The sequence below is a fragment of the Mycobacterium basiliense genome, from assembly GCF_900292015.1.
Lineage (GTDB): Bacteria > Actinomycetota > Actinomycetes > Mycobacteriales > Mycobacteriaceae > Mycobacterium > Mycobacterium basiliense.
In genome coordinates, this window is record NZ_LR130759.1 from 1480763 (window position 1) to 1500521 (window position 19759).

Here is a 19759-nt window from a genome sequence, read left to right on the forward strand (position 1 = left end):
TCGGCCTCAGCGTAGCCAGGCGGGATTCTCAGGAATCGCCGGAAGCGTTGGCGGGCACCGTATCGCCCGACCCGGGCTGCGCCCTCTGGCGTGCATTGTCGAAGTTTCCCAGGTTTTGCGAAATCGCGGACTTTGTGCCACGAGTTTCCTAGAGTTGCTCAACAGGCCATGCGGTGGGGCCTGATCGACGCGAGCAGGTCGGTCAAGCGGATGAGTGAGTGACTCACTAGGGAAGGTGTGGGCTGATGAGCTTCTTCATGTTGGCGCCGGAGATCAATTCGATGCGGATGTTCACTGGTGCGGGGTCTGCTCCGATGCTGGAGGCGTCGGTCGCGTGGGGTTCCTTGGGTGATGAGCTGGCGACCGCCGCGGAGTCGTTTGCGTCGGTGACCTCAGGGTTGGCGGGTCAGGCGTGGCAGGGTCCGGCGGCGGCGGCGATGGCGGCTGCGGCGGCGCCGTATGCGAGCTGGTTGAGCGCGGCTGCGGCGCGGGCGGTGGGTGCGGCTGGGCAGGCCAAGGCGGTGGCCGGGGTCTTTGAGGCGGCCCGAGCGGCGATGGTGCATCCGCTGGCGGTGGCGGCGAATCGTAATGCGTTTGTGCAGTTGGTGATGTCGAACCTGTTTGGTCAGAATGCGCCGGCGATTGCTGCTGCGGAGGGCATTTACGAGGAGATGTGGGCCGCCGACGTGGCGGCGATGGTGGGTTATCACGGCGGGGTCTCGGCGGCGGCCGCGGCGTTACCGTCGTGGCAGCAGGCATTGTCGAGCCTGCCGGGTCTGGGTCAGGCCGCCGCCGCGGCCGCGGCGCCCGCGGCCAGCCTGCCGGGCCTCAACACGGGCCTGGGCAATATGGGTGACTGGAACCTGGGTGGCGGCAACATTGGCTCGTTCAACCTGGGCAGCGGGAACTTCGGCAGCCTGAACCTGGGTGGGGGCAACATTGGCAACCTCAACTTGGGCAGTGGGAACTTTGGCTTTGCCAACCTGGGCAATGGCAACATCGGTAACACCAACTTTGGCGGCGGCAACCAGGGCAATCTGAACTTTGGCGGCGGCAACAACGGCAGCGGAAACTTCGGTTTCGGCAACTTTGGTAACGGGAACCTGGGCAGCGGTAACTGGGGAACCGCGAACATCGGTTCCGGCAACTTTGGCTCGTTCAACTTGGGTAGTGGAAACCAGGGTTCGTCCAATATCGGGTTCGGTAACCAGGGCAGCACTAACTTTGGCTTCGGCAACAACGGCAACAACAACATCGGCTTCGGCCTCACCGGTGACAACCAGGTGGGTATCGGTGCGCTGAACTCGGGCAGCGGCAATATCGGTATCGGGAACTCGGGTAACAACAACGTCGGGTTCTTCAACTCCGGTGACGGCAACTGGGGTTTCTTGAACTCCGGGGATGGCAACACCGGCGGCGCTAACTCCGGCAACATCAACAGCGGCTTCTGGAACGGCGGCAATTCCAATACCGGCTTCGGAAATGCGGGTGCTTCGAACTTTGGTTTCAACAACGCGGGCTTCCGCAACGTCGGCTTCGACAATGCGGGTCAAGCCAACATGGGCGTCGGCAACGCGGGCGGTTACAACACCGGCAGTTTCAATGCGGGTGGTGCTGCAGGTGGGCTGGGCGGCAACACGGGTTGGTTCAACTCCGGCAGCGTGAACACTGGTTTGGGGAATGCGGGTGACACCAATACCGGGCTGTTGAACTCCGGAAATCTGAACACCGGTATTGGCAGTGCGACCACCCCGGCCGGGGTCACCTCATCGGGCTTTAACAACACCGGCGACGGCGCCTCGGGCTTCAACAACACCAATGACGTGGCTGCAGTTGGCGTGTCTGGCTTCGGAAACACGAACACGGCCGGTGCGGCAGCAGCGACATCAGGGTTCATGAACGTCGGCAGCGGGCTCGTCGGCCTCAACAATACGGGCGATTTCAACACGGGCATCAGCAACAGCGGCTTCGCTCTCGCTGGTATCAACAACTCGGGTTCAATCGGATCCGGCGCTGGGAACTCGGGTACCGGAGACTCGGGCTTCGGCAACTCTGGCAATGACTCCTCGGGCGCTTTCAACCAAGGTGACAATCAAGCGGGTTTCTTCGGCCAACCGTAAGCGAACTCCCGCGTGGGCGTTAACGTCGCCCACGCGGGATGGTCGCGGTTCGTTTGCGCCGCACAGTCGTTGTCCCTCACGAGTGACGCACCGGGGACTAGATCCCCGAGTTGGCTCAGTGCAGCAGTTGGGCGGCGCGATCGGCCAGATCGAGCACCGGCTGCGGAACAACGCCCAGCACGACGGTGACCGCCGCGCATACCGCAATAGCGGCCTTGCTCAGCACACCAGGTGCCACCACCTGCGGGGTGTCCTCGGATTCCTCGGTGAAGAACATCAGCACGATGACCCGGACATAGAAATACGCGGCCACCCCGCTGGAAATCACACCAATGACCACCAGCGGCACCGCGCCACCCTGGGCCGCGGCCCTGAACACCGAAAATTTGCTGATGAATCCGCTCGTCAGCGGAATGCCCGCGAACGCCAGCAGGAACATCGACAGCATCACTCCCACAATGGGTGACCGCTGACCCAACCCGGCCCAGTGGGACAGGTCGGCATCCTCGACACCGTCGCGGTTGCGTATCAGGCTGACGATGGCGAACGCGCCCACCGTGCTGAAACTGTAGGCGACCAAGTAGAACAGGGTCGCCGACAGGCCGGCCGAGTTGTCGGCGATCACGCCGGTGAGGATGAAGCCGACATGGGCGACCGACGAATACGCCAGCATCCGTTTGACATTCGTCTGGTTCACCGCGGTGATGGTGCCCACCGCCATGGTCAGGATCGAAATAGCCCACAGCACGGGCCGCCACTGCTCGTGGAGCGGCGGCAACGCGACATAGACCACGCGCAGCAACGCACCGAAGGCCGCGACCTTGGTGGCGGCCGCCATGAACCCCGTGATGGGGGTGGGCGCCCCTTGGTACACGTCGGGTATCCAGGAGTGGAAGGGAACGGCGCCGACCTTGAATAGCAGGCCGACCGAGAGCAGCCCGACACCGACCAACGCCATGGACGTATCGCCGTGTGCCGCCAGCGAATCCCGGATGCCGGTCAGGGTCAGTGTGCCGGTCGCGCCATACAACAACGCGACACCGTAGAGAAAGAACGCCGAGGAGAACGCACCCAGCAGGAAGTACTTCAACGCCGCTTCCTGCGACAGCAGACGGCGGTGCCGGGCCAACCCGCACGTCAGGTAGAGCGGCAGGGACAGGACTTCCAGGGCCACAAACATCGTCAGCAGATCGTTAGAGGCGGGAAACACCATCATGCCGCCGACGGAAAGCAGCACCAGCGGGAAGATCTCCGTTTGACCAGCCCCCAACCGGTCCGCATCGCGTTCGGATTCGCTGCCGGGCACCGCGGAAGCTTGCGGGGTGAAGGAGTCCAGTCCGCGGCCTCCTGCCGCGACCGCGGCCTTGCCGTGGGTCACAATTCGGTGTGCGCTGCGTTCGGCGATGAAGATGATGGCCATCACGGCGACGAGCACAATGGTGCCCTGCAGGAACAGCGTCGGTCGATCGATGGCCATCGAGCCCAGAACGGCTCGCTGCCCAGGCGCTGGAATTGCCTTGGCCACCGCGACAATCGCGATGAATGCGGCGACCAAGCCGGCCAGGGCCAGTGTCACCTGGGTGCGGTATCGCCACCGACGGGGCAGGAACGCTTCGGCCAATACGCCGACGACGGCGACGCCGAAGACGATGAGCATCGGACACAGCACGAAGTACTCGATGCTGGGGCTGGGCAGGATCATTGGTGTGGTCCTTCGGCTGTCCGGGGGGCCTTCGCGCTCGGCGCCTTGGGCGCGGGATCATGCTGGCCGATGGTGGTCATGGTGTTCTCGACGGCCGGGTTGATGACGTCGAGCACCGGCTTGGGATAGACGCCAAGCACCAGCAAGAGCGCGATCAGCGGTGCGACGACCACCACTTCGCGCGGCACCAGGTCGCCGATCTGCTCGTTGCCCTTGGCCAGCGGTCCGGTCATGACGCGCTGGTACAGCCACAGCATGTAGATGGCGGAGAGCACCAGTGCGGTAACACCGAAGGCCGCGGCCAGCCAATAGCGGTTGAAAGTGCCTAGCAGGACTAAAAATTCGCTGATGAAGGGGGCCAGGCCGGGCAGCGACAGGGTGGCCATCGCCGAAACCATAAAGGTACCGGCCAGCACCGGAGCCACCTTCTGTACGCCGCCGTAGTCGGCGATCGCGCGGCTGCCGTGCCGGGAAATCAGGAAACCGGCGATCAGGAAGACCGCGGCCGTCGATAGCCCGTGGTTGAGCATGTACAGCGTCGATCCGCTCTGCCCCTGGGTGGTCATCACGAAGATGCCCGCGATGATGAAACCGAAGTGCGAAATCGACGTGTAAGCGATCAGACGCATGATGTCGGTTTGACCGATGGCCACGATGGCGCCGTAGATCACGCCGATGATTGCCAGCGTCACAATCAGCGGACGGAAATATGTTGAGGCATCGGGAAACAGCTGCAGGCAGTAGCGCAGCATGCCAAAGGTGCCGACTTTGTCCATCACCGCCATCATCAGCACCGCGGTCGCGGGAGTCGATTCCACTGCCGCGTCTGGTAGCCAGCGGTGGAACGGCCACAGCGGAGCCTTGATCGCGAACGCGAACATGAAACCGCCGAAGAGGGCTTTCAATACCGCCGGGTCCACGCCGTACTGGCCGGCCTGCATGCCGGCCACGATCTCACGGAAATCGAAGGTTCCGGGGCCCTGTTGCGCGGTCACCACATACAACCCGATCACCGCCGCCAGCATGATCAGTCCGCCGAACAGGTTGTACAGCAAGAACTTCACCGCAGCACGGGACCGCCCGGGTCCCTGCCCGAAGCCGCCGATGAGGAAGTACATCGGGATCAGCATCGCTTCGAAGAACACGTAGAACAGCAGTACATCCAGTGCGATCACCGAGATCAGCACCATCGACTCGATGGCCAGCGTCAGGGCGACGTACGCGTGCACACCTCTGGTGCGCTCGCCACCGTCATCCCAGCCGGCAACCAGCAGCAACGGGATCAGTACCGTGGTCAACAGCACCAGAACCACCGCGATGCCGTCCACGCCGAGGGTGTAGCCGGCGCCGAACGCCGGTATCCAGGATCGGTTTTCGACGAATTGATACGGCTGGCCACCAGGCTCGAACCCGGTTGCGATGACGATCGAGACGGCCAGCGTCAGCACACTGACGGTCAGACCGGTCCACTTGGCGAGCTGGCGCAGCCCCGGGGGCAGCAAGATGATCAGCACCGAACCCGCCAGCGGTACCAGCCACAGCACCGTCAGCCACGGGATGTGTGAGTTCACCACAGCTGCACCGCCAACAGCACCGCGGCCACCAGGACCGCGCCGGCCAGCATCGACAGCGCATAGTTGCGGGCGAAGCCGGTTTGCATATGCCGCAAACGATTCGACGTCGCGCTCACCAGCGCCGCCAGCGCGTTGACTGAGCCGTCCACGCCGGCGTCGTCGATGGCGACCACTTCACGGGTCAGTTGCGCGCCGGGGCGCATGAACACCTCCTCGTTGAAGGCATCGCCGTAGAGATCGGCGCGGGCGGCCGCGGTGAGCACCGACACCTCGGCGGGGGCCACCCGTGGGATTGCGGCGGTGCCGTACATCCGATAGGCCACCGCGATGCCGATGGCCACGACGGAAAGCGCCACCGTGGTGCTGACCCAGGTGGGCAGGGCATGGGAGGTTTCTTCATGAGCACCGACAACGGGCTCGAGCCAGCGCTGCAGGGTGCCGCCAATGGCCAGCAGGCCACCGGAAAACACCGAACCCACCGCCAGCAGGATCATGGGCCACGTCATCAGGGCCGGCGCCTCGTGCGGGCGGGAGGCCGGGGCCCAGCGTTTGGCGCCGAAGAAGGTCATCAGCATCACCCGGGTCATGTAGAACGCGGTCACTCCGGCACCCAGCAGCGCGGCACCGCCGAGCAGGTAACCGCGAGTGTCACCGGTGCTCAGCGCCGCTTCGATGATCGCGTCCTTGGAGAAGAATCCGGCGAACGGCGGCACACCGATGATCGCTAGATAGCCCAGCCCGAACGTGACAAAGGTAACGGGTAGTGCGGCGCGCAACCCGCCGTAGCGGCGCATGTCCTGCTCCTCGTGCATGGCGTGGATAACCGAGCCGGACCCGAGGAACAGCCCGGCCTTGAAGAAGCCGTGGGTGAGCAGGTGCATGATCGCGAACGCGTATCCGGCCGGGCCCAGGCCGGCGGCCAGCACCATGTAGCCGATCTGGCTCATGGTCGAGGCCGCCAACGCACGCTTGATGTCGTCCTTGGCGCAGCCGATCACGGCCCCGAGCAGCAACGTGACGGTGCCGACGATGACAACCGCCAGTTGTGCGTCCGGTGCGAGGTTGTAGAGGGGATTGGACCGCACGATCAAATACACCCCGGCGGTCACCATGGTGGCGGCGTGGATCAGCGCCGACACCGGGGTGGGGCCCTCCATGGCGTCACCTAACCAGGCCTGCAGCGGAACCTGGGCGGATTTGGCGCAGGCGCCCAACAGCAGCAACAGACCCATCGCGGTCAACACACCGGTACTGGCCCCTGGTGCTGCGGCGAAGACTCCGCTGTACGACAGCGTGCCGAAGGTGCTGAACATCAAGAACATGCCCAGCGCCAAACCGGCGTCCCCCACTCGGTTCATCACGAATGCCTTCTTGGCCGCCGTCGCCGCTGTTGGCTTGTGATACCAGAAACCGATCAGCAGGTAGGACGCCAAACCCACGCCTTCCCACCCGACGTAGAGCAACACGTAGTTGTCGGCCACCACCAGCAGCAGCATCGATGCCAAAAACAGGTTCAGGTAGCCGAAAAACCTACGGCGGTCCGGGTCTTCGGCCATGTAGGCGACCGAATATATGTGGATCAGCGACCCGACCCCGGTGATCAGCAGCACAAAGCAGATCGACAGCTGGTCGATCTGCAGCCCAAAGTCCACCTGCAGTTGGGCCACCGGTATCCAGGTGAATACCGTCTGGTGGATGACGCGGTCCTCCGCAGGACGGCTGAGCAGCTCGGCAAGCAGCGTGGTGCCCACGCCAAACGCCGCCAGCGCCGCCGCACAACCCAACCAGTGACCCCACGCGTCGGTACGCCTACCGCCGAACAGCAAGATCGCGGCACCCGCCAGTGGCAGGGCCACCAGCAGCCAGGTGTAGTCAGTCATGTTGGCGGTTTTAGCCTTTGAGTAGGTTCGCGTCGTCGACCGACGCCGATTTACGGGTACGGAAAATGGTCATGATGATGGCCAGGCCGACGACCACTTCGCAGGCCGCCACGACCATGGTGAAGAACGCGATCATCTGCCCATCGAGGTGGCCGTGCATCCGGGCGAACGTGACGAAAGCCAGATTGACCGCATTGAGCATCAGTTCCACACACATGAACATGACGATCGCGTTGCGGCGCAACAGCACACCTGAGGCGCCGATGGTGAACAGCAGCGCGGATAGATAAAGATAATTGGCCGGATTCATGATGCACCGCTGTCCAGAGCTCCGGACACCGCTTCCGGTGAGGGTGTCTGCAGTCCGTCGGCGCCGCGGGTCCGCAGAATGCGCGAGACCGACAACTGCGAGTAGCTGCCGTCGGGGAGCAACGCGGCGACGTCCACCGCGTTATGCCGTGCATAGACGCCGGGGTTGGGCAGTGGGGTGGGATGGCCGCCGGGAAGGAAGCGCTCCTGCGACAGCTCCCGCTGGGTTTTGCGGCGCTCGAAACGCTCGCGGTGGGCCAGCACCATCGCCCCGATTGCTGCGGTGATCAGCAGCGCGCTGGTCAACTCGAACGCCCACAGGTATCGGGAAAAGATCAATGCGGCCAGGCCCTCGACGTTGCCATTGGCGTTGGCCGCGGTCAATCCGGCGAAGCCCCCGGTCGCCACGTTGCCGATGCCGGCGATGAGTAGCGCTCCGAACCCGACGCCGGTCACCACTGCTGCGATCCGCTGTCCGCGCAGCGTCTCCTTCAACGATTCCGCGGAGTCCACGCCGATGAGCATCAGCACGAACAAAAACAACATCATCACCGCGCCGGTATAGACCACGACCTGAACGACGCCCAGAAACAATGCGTCTTGGGCCATATAGAACACGGCCAGGATTATCATCGTCATCGCCAGGAACATCGCCGAATACACGGCGTTGACCGCCAGCACCACGCCGAGCGCACCGATCACCGCGAGCGTGCCCAACACCCAGAACATGACCGCCTCACCGGTGGAGGTGCGCACGATGGCGTCTTCGGCCAACGTCGGGGCCAGGTCCTGGGCGAGTGTGGCGATCACCGGGAACCACCGGCGTTCTGGCTCTCGCGCAACCCATGTGGGGTCACGTTGCCCAGGTAGTAATCCTTGTCGGTGGCGCCCGCGGCCCGGGGGTGCGGCGGCGCGGTCATGTCCGATAGCAGCGGTGCCAGCAACCGGTCCTTTTCATAGATCAGGTCAGCGCGGTTGTCGTCGGCCATCTCATAGTCATTGGTCATGGTCAGCGCCCGGGTTGGGCACGCTTCGATGCACAGGCCGCACCCGATACAACGCAGATAGTTGATTTGGTAGACCCGGCCGTAGCGTTCGCCCGGTGAAAACCGTTGCTCTTCAGTGTTGTCCGCGCCTTCGACATAGATCGCGTCAGCCGGGCAAGCCCAGGCGCACAACTCGCAGCCGATGCACTTCTCCAGACCGTCTGGGTACCGGTTGAGCTGATGACGGCCGTGGTATCGCGGCGCCACCGGTCCCGGCTTCTCCGGGTACTCCTCGGTGATCGTCTTTTTGAACATCGAACCTAGGGTCACGCCAAATCCGGCGATGGCGTCCAGGAATCTAGCCACGGGCGTTCTCCTTGCTCGCACCAACTGGCCCTGCCAGTGGCTTCATCGGTAGCGGCGGTGTCGGGAATGCGGGTTGGCGGCTACCGTGGTCCTCCACAGGTTCCGCGCGCTGCTCGCGGCGCCGCCGGGCCAGCGTCCGGGCGCTGGGGGCGCTAAACGGTTTTCGTAGCGACAGCACTAGCGCTACGGCCACCACAATGCTGCTGACCACCAACAGTGGCGTCCAATGCGGATAACCCTGATTGCGTAGCGCGCGGATGACCGCCGCGATCATCACCCACACCAGCGAGACCGGGATGAGCAACTTCCAACCCAGCGCCATGAACTGGTCGTAACGCAGCCGGGGCAGCGTGGCGCGTAGCCAGAAGTAGATGAACAGAAAGACCCACACCTTGGCCGTGAACCAGATCACCGGCCACCAGCCGGTATTGGCCCCGGCCCACATGTTCAGCGGCCACGGGGCATGCCAGCCACCAAGGAACATGGTCGCGGCCAATGCCGAAACCGTCGTCATGTTGACGTATTCGGCGAGCATGAACATCGCGAACTTCAACGAGGAGTACTCGGTGTGAAAGCCCGCGACCAGCTCACCTTCGGCTTCGGGCAAATCGAACGGCGCCCGGTTGGTCTCGCCCACCATGGAGATGAGGTAGATCACGAACGACGGCAGCAACAAGAAGAGGTACCACACATGGTCTTGCGCGGCGATGATCTGCGACGTCGACATCGTGCCGGCGTAGAGAAACACCGCGGCGAAGGACAATCCCATCGCGACTTCGTAGGAGATCACCTGAGCGGTCGAGCGTACCCCGCCCAGCAGCGGATAGGTAGACCCCGACGCCCAGCCGCCCAGCACGATGCCGTACACGCCGATCGCCGATAACCCCAGGATGAACAGTACCGCGACCGGCAGGTCGGTCAGCTGCAACGGGGTCCGGTGGCCGAATACCGACACCTCCGGGCCGAACGGGATGAACGCGAACGCGGTAAACGCGGGAATCACCGAGATGACCGGTGCCACAAAATAAACGAAACGGTCGATGCCGCCGGGCGTGATGCTTTCCTTCAGCGCCAGCTTGATCCCGTCGGCCAGGCTCTGCAGCGAGCCTTTTGGCCCCACCCGGTTGGGGCCGGGCCGAAGCTGCATCCGGCCCAGCAGCTTGCGCTCGGCCAGGATTGCCACCAGCACGGTCAGCATCAGGAACACGAAGATGGCGATCGCCTTCGCTCCCACCAGCCACCAGACGTCGTGTCCAAAGGCGGTCATCGGCGTCACTCCTCCTCACCGCTTCGCGCTGCGTCGTCGCTGAGGCGGGTCACGAGCTCGCTCCGATTTGCACGACGCTGCCAATGGTCGCACCCAGCTGGCGATACACGGCCGAACCGGGCGAGTTCAGCGGAAGCCAGACCACTCGGTCCGGCATATCGGTGACGTTGAGCGGCAAGGTGATCGAGCCGCGCGATGTGCTGACCGTGACCGGGTCACCGTCGGCGACACCGATTTCGGCTGCCGTATCAGCCGACAGCCGCACCACCGGTGACCGGGCGGTACCGGCCAGGTGCGGTTCCCCATCCTGCAACCGGCCATCGTCGAGCAGCATCCGCCAGCCGGTCAACACGGCCTCGCCCGCCGCGGGCTGGGCGGCAGCGCCGGCCGCAACGTGGGGGCCGGTGGCGTGCTTGCCATCCCAGCTACCCAGGGCGGCGAGCTCCTCACGGGCCGCCTCCACGGTGGACACTCCCAGGTAGACGCCCATTTCGTCGGCCAGTGCGTCAAGTACCCGGTGATCCGACTGGCGGGCTTGCTGGGTGGTTCCGCGCAGCGCCGGTTCGAATCCCCGGTAGCGGCCCTCCCAGTTGACGAAGGCGCCGGATTTCTGCGTCGTGGGTGCGACCGGGAAAACCACGTCGGCGCGCTCGGTGACGGCGCTGTGCCGCAGTTCCAGGCTGACCACGAAGCCCACGGCATCCAGGGCGGCCAGTACTGCGTCCGGGTCGGCGAAATCGTCAGGTTCGACGCCGCCGACCAACAGCGCACCCAGGGCACCGTCGTTGGCCGCGGCGAGAATGCCGTCGGTGTCGCGCCCGACCGTGGTGGGCAAGTCCGAAACGTGCCACGCGGCCAAGACCTGCGAGCGGGCGGTCTCGTCGGTGAGTGGACGGCCACCGGGCAGCAGCGCGGGCAGCGCGCCGGCCTCCAGCGCCCCGCGTTCACCGGCACGTCGCGGCACCCACGCCACCCGCGCGCCGGTGCTGTCGGCCAGTCGCGCGGTGGCGGACAACCCGCCGGGCACCGTGGCAAGGCGTTCCCCGACCAAGATGACTGCGCCCGGCGTGGCCAGCCGATCGCCAACCTCGCCGGTGGCCAGGCCGTCCAATATCGCGGGTTCGCCGCCGGGCACGGTCTTGATCAGTCGGCCGGACATTTTCTGCAGCCCGCGAGTGGCAAACGGGGCGATGGCGTACACCGGCAGACCGTGCTTGCGGGCCGCCTTACGCAATCGCAGGAACACGATCGGTGACTCGTCTTCCGGCTCGAAACCGACGAGCAAGACAACCGGCGCCGTTTCCAAGTCCGCATAGCTGACTGCGACCGGCCGGCCCGCGATGCGCGCCGCCAGAAAGTCGGCCTCCTCCGTCGAATGCGGACGAGCGCGAAAGTCGATATCGTTGGTGTCCAACGTGATTCGCGCAAACTTTGCGTAGGCGTAGGCGTCTTCCCAGGTGGCCCGGCCACCGACCAGCACACCGGCGCGACCGCGGTTGGCCTCGAGGCCCTGAGCCGCTGCGACCATGGCGTGTGACCACGAGGCCGGGACCAACTTGCCGGTGGCGTCGCGCAGCAGGGGAGTGGTGATCACGTCCGGCTGGGTCGCATAGGTGAAGGCCCACCGGCCCTTGTCGCAGTTCCACTCCTCGTTGACTTCGGGGTCGTCGCCGGCCAACCGGCGCAGCACTTTGCCGCGGCGGTGGTCGGTGCGCTGCGCGCAGCCTGACGCGCAGTGCTCGCAAACGCTGGGGCTAGAGACCAGGTCGAACGGGCGTGCTCGGAAGCGGTAGGCGGTTCCGGTCAGCGCGCCCACCGGACAGATCTGCACCGTGTTGCCCGAGAAGTAGGAGTCGAACGGTTGGTCGGCATAGATGCCGACCTGTTGTAGGGCACCGCGCTCCTGCATGTCGATAAACGGGTCACCGGCGATCTGGTCGGAGAAGCGGGTGCACCGGGCACACAAGATGCAGCGTTCGCGATCCAGCAACACTTGTGAGGAGATGTTGATCGGCTTGGCGAATGTGCGCTTGACGTCGGTAAACCGAGAATCGGGCCGCCCATTGGACATGGCCTGGTTCTGCAGCGGACATTCACCGCCCTTGTCGCACATCGGACAGTCCAGCGGATGGTTGATCAGCAGCAACTCCATCACGCCGTGCTGGGCTTTGTCGGCGGCCTCCGAAGTGAGTTGGGTACGCACCACCATGTCGTCGGTGGCGACGGTGGTGCACGACGCCAGCGGTTTGCGTTGGCCTTCGACCTCGACCAGACACTGCCGGCAGGCACCGACGGGCTCCAGCAGTGGGTGGTCGCAGAACCGGGGAATCTGGATGCCCATCAGCTCGGCCGCCCGAATCACCAGAGTTCCCTTGGGAACGCTGATTTCGACGCCGTCGATCGACAGCGTCACCATCTCGGGCTGGCTGACCCCCTCGCCAGCTTTGGTGTCGGCGGTACTTGTCATCGGGGCGTCAAGCCTTTCCGTCCAACGTGAGCATGGAGTCTCGGGGATCGAACGGGCAACCGCCCTGTTCGATGTGTGCGAGATATTCGTCGCGGAAGTGCTGGATCGAGGACATCACCGGGCTGGCGGCGCCATCGCCCAACGCGCAGAACGACTTTCCTAAGATCGAATCCGAGATGTCCTGCAGTTTGTCGATATCCTCGCGGGTGCCTTTGCCGGTTTCCAGCCGCTCGTAGATCTTGTCCAGCCAGAACGTACCCTCCCGGCACGGGGTGCACTTACCGCATGATTCGTGCTTGTAGAACTCGGTCCAACGGCGCACCGCACGCACCACGCACGTGGTCTCATCGAAGATTTCCAGCGCTTTGGTGCCTAGCATGGAGCCGACGCCACCCACACCTTCGTAGTCCAAGGGCACGTCGAGGTGCTCGTCGGTGAGTAGGGGCGTCGATGAGCCACCGGGCGTCCAAAATTTCAGCCGGTGCCCGGCGCGCACTCCGCCGGCGTAGGCGAGCAATTCGCGTAGCGTGATACCCAGCGGCGCCTCGTATTGTCCGGGGCGGGTTACGTGCCCGGACAGCGAATACAACGTGAAGCCAGGTGATTTCTCGCTGCCCATCGACCGGAACCAGTCGATGCCGTTGAGAATGATCGAGGGGACACTGGCGATCGTTTCGACGTTGTTGATCACCGTCGGGCAGCCATACAGCCCCGCCACGGCGGGGAAGGGCGGACGTAGCCGCGGCTGGCCGCGTCGACCCTCCAGCGAATCGAGCAGCGCGGTCTCCTCACCGCAGATGTAGGCGCCGGCGCCGGCGTGTACCACCAGTTCGAGGTCGAAGCCCGAACCATTGATGTTGCGCCCCAGATAGCCGGCCGCGTAGGCCTCGGCCACTGCGTTCTGCAGGCGGCGCAACACCGGCAGCACCTCGCCGCGCACATAGATGAACGCGTGGCTGGCCCGAATCGCGTACGCCGCGATGATGACGCCTTCGACCAACACATGCGGTGTCGCCAGCATGAGCGGAATGTCTTTGCAGGTACCGGGTTCGGACTCGTCGGCGTTGACCACCAGGTAATGCGGTTTTGCGGCCGGGCCGGTGTCGCCTTGCGGGATGAACGACCACTTGGTGCCGGTGGAAAAGCCGGCGCCCCCGCGGCCACGCAGCCCGGAGTCCTTGACCGTGCCGATCACGTCGTCGGGTGCCATGGCCAGGGCTTTCTGCATGGCCTGGTAGCCGCGATAGCGATCGTGGCGCAGGTAGGTTGCCAGCGACCATGACTCCGGGTCGTCCCAGTAGCGACTGATCACCGGGGTCAGCGGGGTCGCTTGTGCGCTGAAAGTGCTAGTCATCACTGGCCTTCCGCTGCCGGAGGCGTCGGCGCTTGCATGTCGTTCTGCTGCGCCACTCGCAACCCGGCCAAAGTGGCCGCACCGGCCCCGCCCTGGCCCTCATCGGGACGTTCGTCGCGCAAGCCGGCCAATACGCGTGACGTTTCGCGGAACTTGCACAGTGGCGCGCCGCGGGTGGGCGCCAACGGTTCACCCGAGCGCAGGGATTCGACCAGTGCGCGGGCAGACTCGGTGGTCTGGTTGTCGAAGAACTCCCAGTTGACCATCACCACGGGTGCGTAGTCGCACGCGGCATTGCATTCGATGTGTTGCAAGGTGATGGCACCGTCGGAGGTGGTCTCGTCGTTGCCGATGCCGAGATGCTCTTTGAGTGAGTCGAATATCGCGTCACCGCCCATCACCGCGCATAGCGTGTTGGTGCACACACCGACCAGATATTCGCCGGTCGGGCCGCGACGGTACATGGTGTAGAAGCTGGCCACCGCCGAAACCTCGGCCCCGGTCAGTCCCAACTGGTCGGCGCAGAACTGCAAACCTGCCGGTGTCAGGTAGGAGTCCTCACCTTGGACCAAGTGCAGCAACGGCAACAGCGCCGAGCGCTGGTTGGGGTAGCGGCCGATGATTTCCTTGGCGTCGACCTCCAGCCGGGCCACAACCTCAGGCGGGTAGGACTGGGGGGCACCGTCAACCAGAAATTGATTCGGCTCCTCCGGCGGTGGTCCGAGACGGAGGAACACCGGCTCACCTTGCGGACCGGTCATCGATCCACACCTCCCATGACAGGGTCGATACTGGCCACCGCGGTGATCAAGTCGGCGACCATGCCACCTTCACACATCGCGGCCACCGACTGCAGGTTGGTGAATGAGGGGTCGCGGTAGTGCACTCGATAGGGACGCGTGCCACCGTCACTGACCATGTGCACGCCCAGCTCACCGCGGGGCGATTCGACCGCGACGTAAACCTGCCCGGCCGGGACGCGGATGCCCTCGGTCACCAACTTGAAGTGGTGAATCAGGGCTTCCATCGAAGATCCCATGATCTTGGCGATGTGCTCGGGTGAGTTGCCCATGCCGTCTGGGCCAACCTTCAGGTCTGCCGGCCACGCGAGTTTGCGGTCTTCGATCATGGTGGGGCCGGGGCGCAACTTGTCCAGGCACTGCTCGACGATCTTGATCGATTCCCACATCTCCTTGACGCGAATAATGTAGCGCCCGTAGGCATCACAAGTGTCATCGGTGATGACGTCGAACTCGTAGTCCTGGTATCCGCAATAGGGTTCGCTCTTGCGCAGGTCATGGGGCAGCCCGGTGGAACGCAGGATCGGACCGGTCATTCCCAGCGCCATACAGCCGGCCAAGTCCAGATAGCCGACGCCCTCGGTGCGCGCCTTCCAGATGGCGTTTTCGTTGAGCAGATCGCCCATTTCGCGCAGCGGCTGGCGGAGCTTCTTGAGGGCTTCGGCGATCTCGGTGGCCGCGTTGGGGGGTAGGTCCTGGGCCACGCCGCCCGGCCGGATGTAGGCGCTGTTCATCCGTAGACCGGTGATCGATTCGAACAAGCTCAAGATGATCTCGCGGGCGCGAAAGCCGACGAACATCGGGGTCATGGCGCCGAGTTCCATGCCGCCGGTGGCCAATGCCACCAGATGCGACGAGATCCGGTTGAGCTCCATCATCATCACCCGAATGACATTGACTCGTTCCGGGATCTCGTCGGTGATGCCGAGTAGTTTCTCGACGCCGAGGCAGTAGGCGGTTTCGTTGAAGAACGGTGACAGGTAATCCATTCGGGTGACGAACGTGACGCCCTGAGCCCAGTACCGGTATTCGAGGTTTTTCTCGATTCCGGTGTGTAGGTAGCCGATTCCGCACCGGACTTCGGTGACCGTTTCGCCTTCGATCTCGAGGATCAGCCGCAAGACTCCGTGGGTGGACGGGTGCTGGGGCCCCATGTTGACGACGATGCGCTCGCCGGGATCCGCGCTGCGGGCGGCCTCGACGATCTCGTTCCAGTCCTGCCCGCCGGCGACCAGGACGGTCTCGGTTTCGGTCATCTTCTCTCGTGTTTCGTCGTCATCTCGTTGTTGGTCACTAGTTGTAGCCCCTCCGCTCGTCGGGTGGAGGTATGTTCGCGCCCTTGTATTCGACTGGGATGCCGCCGAGCGGATAGTCCTTGCGTTGCGGATGCCCCTGCCAGTCGTCAGGCATCTCGATACGGGTCAGCGCTGGATGCCCGTCGAAGATGATGCCGAAGAAGTCGTACGTCTCACGTTCGTGCCAGTCGTTGGTCGGGTAGACGGCAAACATCGACGGAATGTGTGGATCGCTGTCGGGGACAGACACTTCCAACCGCAAGCGACGGTTGTGGGTGATCGATTGCAACGGATATACAGCGTGCAGTTCCCTGCCGGTTTCGTGCGGGTAGTGCACCCCGCTGACTCCCAAACACAATTCGAAGCGCAACTCTGGCTCGTCACGAAGCAGCTGGGCGACCTGCGTCAGCGACTCGCGGCGCACATGCAGAGTCAGCTCGTTGCGGTAGACCACGACCTTCTCGATGGCGTCCTCGAATTCGACACCGCCACGTTTGAGTGCTTCGGCCAGGTGGTCGGCGATGTCGTCGAAGTAGAAGCCGTAGGGTCGCGGGCTACTGCCCGGCAGCACCACCTCCCGGACCAGTCGCCCGTATCCGGAGGTGTCGCCGGTGCCTTTGACACCGAACATGCCACGGCGAACATCGACCACTTCTTCGGTGGCGGAGCCGTTGTCGCCGATTGCTTCTCGAGGGTCCTGCCCTGGCGAGCTCATCGCAGCAATCCACGCATCTCGACCGTGGGCCTGGCCAGCAGGGCCGCTTCCTCGGCTTCGGCGATGGCACGCTCCCGGTTGACGCCCAGCGGCATTTCCTGAATCTTCTCGTGCAGCTTGAGTATTGCGTGCAGCAGCATTTCTGGACGCGGCGGACAGCCGGGCAGATAGATGTCGACCGGAACCACGTGGTCAACGCCCTGCACGATGGCGTAGTTGTTGAACATCCCGCCGGATGACGCGCACACACCCATGGCCAGAACCCATTTCGGCTCGGCCATCTGGTCGTAGATCTGTCGTAGCACCGGGGCCATTTTCTGGCTGACCCGCCCGGCCACGATCATCAGATCGGCTTGCCGTGGGGTGGCGGAGAAACGTTCCATTCCGAAACGGGCGATGTCGAACCTCGGTCCGGCGGTCGCCATCATCTCGATTGCACAACATGCCAACCCGAAGGTCGCCGGCCACAGTGAGTTTTTGCGGACATACCCCGCTACCTTCTCGACTGTCGACAGCAGGATCCCGCCGGGTAGCTGTTCTTCCAGTCCCACGTCTTACCTCAATCCCACGTCAGGCCACCGCGGCGCCACACGTATGCGTAGGCCACGAAAACCGTCAGCATGAATATCACCATCTCGACGAGCGCGAACGTCCCCAGTGAATCGAAGCTGACCGCCCATGGGTAGAGGAACACGATTTCGATGTCGAAGACGATAAACAACATTGCGGTCAGGTAATACTTCACCGGGAACCGCTGGCCGCTGGTCGTTCCGGGGCCCATGGCTCCGGAACTGGCCCCGGTGTCGGTCGGTTCGATCCCACATTCGTAGGCGGCGCGTTTCGACCGATTGAAGCGTGACGGCCCGACCAGGCTGGCGATCACGACGGAGACCACAGCGAAGGCGGCGGCAAGCGTCGCCAGCACCAGGATGGGTATGTAGGCGTTCACGTTGCTCCATGATCCGTCGTACGGGCCGCCAGGGCTGCGGCCGGGCGGTGACCAGGCTGCTGTGACCGACCGGGCTTGTGGACCGTCACAGTGACCTTCAACATAGTCGCGCGGGGGCCGAAGCACATGCCCGGGGGTCAACCTGTGGAACATCCGAAACGAGCCCGTCGGTGTCCGATGTCGGCGCCCGATGTCGGTCCCCGATGTCGGATATGCCGACTTGGCCGCCGACGACGCACGTGGCGCGGTCATTGCCGCCGGTTCCCCCGGTGGCTTCAAGTTGTGAATGCACTCGCAGCGGCGGGGTCATCGAGCGGACTCGATGATCTGCACCACGATCAGCGCGACGGTGGGATTCTATGAATATCTGGCTAACCAGCGGATACGTAGATCGATTATTGTTACGCTATGCCGCCTTCGGTATTGGCCGGACTTCCTGAAAGTCAGCGCCAACCGGTCGGTGATCTGGGAGGATTAGAGCTGTGAGCTTTTTTACGCTGCCACCGGAGATTAATTCCCTGCGAATGTTCATCGGTGCGGGAACAGCGCCGATGCTGGAGGCGGCCGCGGCTTGGCAGGGGCTGGCCGAAGAGTTGGGCACCGCGGCGCAATCATTTGCCTCGGTGACGGCCGGGCTGGCCGGGCAGGCATGGCAGGGTTCGGCCGCAATGGCGATGGCCAACGCGGCGGCACCCTACGCCGGGTGGTTGGCTGCGGCTGCGGCTCAGTCCCTCGGGGCAGCGGGCAATGCCCGAGCCGTGGCCAGCATGTTTGAGGCGGCCCAGGCGGCGACGGTGCTTCCGGCGTCAATATCGGCCAACCGAAACGCCTTCGTCCAGCTGGTGATGTCGAATCTGTTCGGTCAGAACGCGCCGGCGATAGCCGCTGCCGAATCTATCTATGAAGAGATGTGGGCCGCTGACGTGGCCGCCATGTCCGGCTACTACTCCGGGGTGTCGGCGGTGGCCGCGCAGGTGGTGCCGTGGCAGAACGTGCTGAAAAGTCTCCCGGGTCTGGGTGGCGGTGCGCTCGGCGCGGGCGGTGGTGGCGCCACCGGCGGAGCCTATGTGGGCGGCCAAAACGGCGCCGGCTCGTCGGCCGGCAGCGGCACCGCGACCGCCGGGGCAGGCGGCGACGCCAGCGCCGGAACGGGCGGGGTTGGGGGCGGCGGCGGCGCTGTCGGCACTGGCGGTTACGCGGGTGCCGCCAGCGGTGGAAACACCGGAGCTGCATACCCGCAGGGCGATGCGACCTCCGCCGCGGCATATTCCGGGAATTCCGGTATCGGCGCTGGCGGCCATGTCGCTGCCAGCCCTGGTGTTGGGGGCCCCGCGATGGGGTTTGTGCCCGTTCCGATGATGGCTGGGGCCGGCGGCAGCAGTGCGAGTTCCGCCGGTGCTGAGCACGCTGCGCCGCCCAGCGCAAAGTCGACCGCCGAAACGGGCGCCGCTTCCGAGACGGCGCCCGAAGTGCCGGTCCCGAGGGCTGCGGAAGCCGAAAAGCCGGCCCCACAAATGAAGGTGTTGCCAACGGCGGCTCCCGAAATCGCGGCGACGGCGGCTCCGGACGCGAAACCACAGGCCGCGCGGGCGGGTGGTGCGGGAATTCCCGCGTCGAAACTGCGGCCGTCGCGAACGTCCGCAGCCACTGCCGAGGATCGGCAAGTTGCCGATGCTGAAGCGGCCGAGGAGATGGCGGTGCCGCTACGGCCGGATGCGGTGGCGGGAGAATTGCGGCCCAGGGCAACCCAAGAACCGAAAGTCCAAGTGCGGGGTGGCTGAGCCGCCGAAGCGTGCATTGATCAACCCGATTAACGCCGTCGCGAGTAATTGGAATGCGCGGTCGCGCCGAGGGTGCGCGCAGGCGTCGGACTTGAAATAAGCCACCCATCGTTGAATTGCCGGTCACGATGCGCATTGCTCGGCCGGCGTCCGAATCGGCCCGGCAAACCCCAGAATGGCCTTCGGAAACATTA

At 64.4% G+C, this 19759-nt stretch carries 16 protein-coding genes; 2 read left to right on the top strand and 14 right to left on the bottom strand.

Annotation, left to right across the window (positions count from 1 at the left end; translation table 11 throughout):
• The first annotated feature begins 245 nt into the window (after positions 1–245).
• The gene (locus tag MB901379_RS06285; protein WP_158015837.1) at positions 246–2120 is read left to right on the top strand and encodes a PPE family protein; all 1875 of its coding nucleotides are present in this window, start codon (positions 246–248) and stop codon (positions 2118–2120) included.
• Between the two features lie 115 nt (positions 2121–2235).
• On the opposite strand, the gene nuoN is transcribed toward MB901379_RS06285, so the two are convergent.
• From nuoN to MB901379_RS06355, 14 genes are read right to left on the bottom strand one after another with little or no spacing between them, the layout of a single operon-like run.
• Positions 2236–3822, bottom strand: a complete 1587-nt coding sequence (gene nuoN, locus MB901379_RS06290; RefSeq protein ID WP_158015838.1) for an NADH-quinone oxidoreductase subunit NuoN — start codon at positions 3820–3822, stop codon at positions 2236–2238.
• On the bottom strand, positions 3819–5393 hold the full coding sequence (locus MB901379_RS06295; protein ID WP_408632338.1) for an NADH-quinone oxidoreductase subunit M: 1575 nt from the start codon (positions 5391–5393) through the stop codon (positions 3819–3821). The genes nuoN and MB901379_RS06295 overlap by 4 nt, the downstream gene beginning before the upstream one ends.
• Positions 5390–7276, bottom strand: coding sequence for an NADH-quinone oxidoreductase subunit L (gene nuoL / locus MB901379_RS06300; protein ID WP_158015840.1), 1887 nt, complete (start codon positions 7274–7276; stop codon positions 5390–5392). Before nuoL ends, MB901379_RS06295 begins: the two co-directional genes overlap by 4 nt.
• A gap of 10 nt (positions 7277–7286) precedes the next feature.
• Positions 7287–7586 carry an NADH-quinone oxidoreductase subunit NuoK gene (nuoK, locus tag MB901379_RS06305; protein WP_011740432.1) on the bottom strand — a complete coding sequence of 100 codons (300 nt, stop codon included), beginning with the start codon at positions 7584–7586 and terminating at the stop codon, positions 7287–7289.
• Positions 7583–8371, bottom strand: a complete 789-nt coding sequence (locus MB901379_RS06310) for an NADH-quinone oxidoreductase subunit J (RefSeq protein ID WP_158018991.1) — start codon at positions 8369–8371, stop codon at positions 7583–7585. The genes nuoK and MB901379_RS06310 overlap by 4 nt, the downstream gene beginning before the upstream one ends.
• 20 nt (positions 8372–8391) lie before the next feature.
• Positions 8392–8937: an NADH-quinone oxidoreductase subunit NuoI gene (nuoI, locus tag MB901379_RS06315; protein ID WP_158015841.1), complete on the bottom strand. Its 546-nt coding sequence runs from the start codon at positions 8935–8937 to the stop codon at positions 8392–8394.
• Positions 8930–10204, bottom strand: coding sequence for an NADH-quinone oxidoreductase subunit NuoH (gene nuoH, locus MB901379_RS06320; RefSeq protein WP_158015842.1), 1275 nt, complete (start codon positions 10202–10204; stop codon positions 8930–8932). Before nuoH ends, nuoI begins: the two co-directional genes overlap by 8 nt.
• A gap of 49 nt (positions 10205–10253) precedes the next feature.
• The gene (locus MB901379_RS06325; protein WP_158015843.1) at positions 10254–12671 is read right to left on the bottom strand and encodes an NADH-quinone oxidoreductase subunit G; all 2418 of its coding nucleotides are present in this window, start codon (positions 12669–12671) and stop codon (positions 10254–10256) included.
• A gap of 7 nt (positions 12672–12678) precedes the next feature.
• Positions 12679–14025, bottom strand: coding sequence for an NADH-quinone oxidoreductase subunit NuoF (gene nuoF, locus MB901379_RS06330; RefSeq protein ID WP_158015844.1), 1347 nt, complete (start codon positions 14023–14025; stop codon positions 12679–12681).
• The gene (gene nuoE, locus MB901379_RS06335; RefSeq protein ID WP_158015845.1) at positions 14025–14786 is read right to left on the bottom strand and encodes an NADH-quinone oxidoreductase subunit NuoE; all 762 of its coding nucleotides are present in this window, start codon (positions 14784–14786) and stop codon (positions 14025–14027) included. The genes nuoF and nuoE overlap by 1 nt, the downstream gene beginning before the upstream one ends.
• Positions 14783–16081 (bottom strand): NADH dehydrogenase (quinone) subunit D, encoded by a 1299-nt coding sequence (nuoD, locus tag MB901379_RS06340; protein WP_158015846.1) that lies wholly within the window; start codon positions 16079–16081, stop codon positions 14783–14785. Before nuoD ends, nuoE begins: the two co-directional genes overlap by 4 nt.
• A gap of 37 nt (positions 16082–16118) precedes the next feature.
• Positions 16119–16835: an NADH-quinone oxidoreductase subunit C gene (locus MB901379_RS06345; RefSeq protein WP_158015847.1), complete on the bottom strand. Its 717-nt coding sequence runs from the start codon at positions 16833–16835 to the stop codon at positions 16119–16121.
• Entirely contained in the window at positions 16832–17386 is a 555-nt protein-coding gene (locus MB901379_RS06350; protein WP_158015848.1) for a NuoB/complex I 20 kDa subunit family protein, read from the bottom strand. Before MB901379_RS06350 ends, MB901379_RS06345 begins: the two co-directional genes overlap by 4 nt.
• 8 nt (positions 17387–17394) lie before the next feature.
• Positions 17395–17784 (bottom strand): NADH-quinone oxidoreductase subunit A, encoded by a 390-nt coding sequence (locus MB901379_RS06355; protein ID WP_158015849.1) that lies wholly within the window; start codon positions 17782–17784, stop codon positions 17395–17397.
• Positions 17785–18266: 482 nt separating this feature from the next.
• On the opposite strand from MB901379_RS06355, the gene MB901379_RS06360 reads away from it, so the two are divergent.
• Positions 18267–19565, top strand: a complete 1299-nt coding sequence (locus MB901379_RS06360; RefSeq protein ID WP_158015850.1) for a PPE family protein — start codon at positions 18267–18269, stop codon at positions 19563–19565.
• Positions 19566–19759 lie beyond the last annotated feature (194 nt).